We start from the raw sequence: 1,217 nt of genomic DNA, 5'->3' as shown, positions 1-1,217 counted from the left end.
GTGTCCTCAAGCGCCGGACGGGCTGGTGGTGTCGGGTGGGCGGTCGGAAGGGCCGGATCTGCGGTACGCCCCCGGTGTCGTGCCCGTCCAGCGGCGGAAGGCCCGGTGGAAGGCGGTGTCCTCCGAGAAGCCCAGGCGCGCCGCCAGCTCCGTGGTCGGTTCGCGGCCGGCGGCGAGGGCGGCGAGGGCCGCGTCGCGACGCACCTGGTCCTTGATCCCCCGGTACGAGGTGCCCTCCGCCGCCAGGCGCCGGCGCAGCGTCGCCGGGCTCACGGCCAGCCGCGCCGCCGTCTCGGGGGCCTCCGGCAGACGGGCCGGGCGGTGGCCTTCGCGCAGCGCCGCGGTCAGGGCCCGCCGGACCTGTTCGGCGACGGTCGTGCCGTAGTCGCGGCGGAGCAGCAGGTCGGCGGGGGCGCGGCGGAGGAGGTCCGCCAGGCCGGCCTCGTCCCGCAGGACCGGCGCGGACAGCCAGTGCCGGGCGAAGCCGGCGCCGGTCCTGCGGGCGCCGAACCGCACCGGGCAGCCGAACATCCGCTCGTACTCCACCGCGTACGGCGGTGCCGGGTAGGCGAACTCCGCCCACCGCAGGACGATGTGCCGGCCGATGAACCAGCTCGCCAGCCGGTGCCAGACGACCAACGCGCACTCGGCGAGAAAGCGCCCTTCCGGCAGTCGGCGGATGTCGTCCCGGAGCGTGAACACCGCCTCCTCCGCGCCCACTTCCAGCGCCAGGTCCGGGCCGCAGGGGAAGAGGCCGTAGAAGCGGACGGCCCGGTCGACGGCCGCGCCGAGGTCGGGACACCCGACGCACGCGTGGCACATCATCGCGAACGTCCCGGGCCGGCTGGGCGCCGTCGCCAGCGCCAGGAACTCGTCCCGGGTCACCCGCCGCACCGCGCGGACCAGCCGGGTGAACTGCTCGGGCGTCACCCTGCCCCGCGCGTCCCCCGGCAGCAGCGGTGGGATGCGGGCGGCCTGGAGCAGGGGGACGGGGTCGTGGCCGAGGCGGACCGCGCCGCCGAGCGCGGCCCGGACGAAGTGCGCGCCGACCGTCCGCTCCTCGTCCGGTTCCTGGAGCGGCGGTGTCGAGAACGCGTCGTTGCGGGGCGGGAGTTCACGCATGGGGGCATGGTGCGCCGAGCGGTGCGGTCTGAGGTGCCGAGCGTTCCGGTCAATCCCGGGGCGGGGTGGCGTGCGTATGGTCCGGGGTGCGGCCG

1 protein-coding gene is annotated in these 1,217 nt (G+C 76.7%); it reads right to left on the bottom strand.

What is annotated here, in order from left to right:
• Positions 1-6: 6 nt before the first annotated feature.
• Positions 7-1,122, bottom strand: a complete 1,116-nt coding sequence (locus ACSNOK_RS33115; RefSeq protein ID WP_436784487.1) for an AraC family transcriptional regulator ligand-binding domain-containing protein — start codon at positions 1,120-1,122, stop codon at positions 7-9.
• Between the last annotated feature and the right edge of the window lie 95 nt (positions 1,123-1,217).

This window comes from Streptomyces sp. URMC 126, assembly GCF_051386555.1.
Lineage (GTDB): Bacteria > Actinomycetota > Actinomycetes > Streptomycetales > Streptomycetaceae > Streptomyces.
This window is presented reverse-complemented; position numbering and strand designations above follow the sequence as displayed.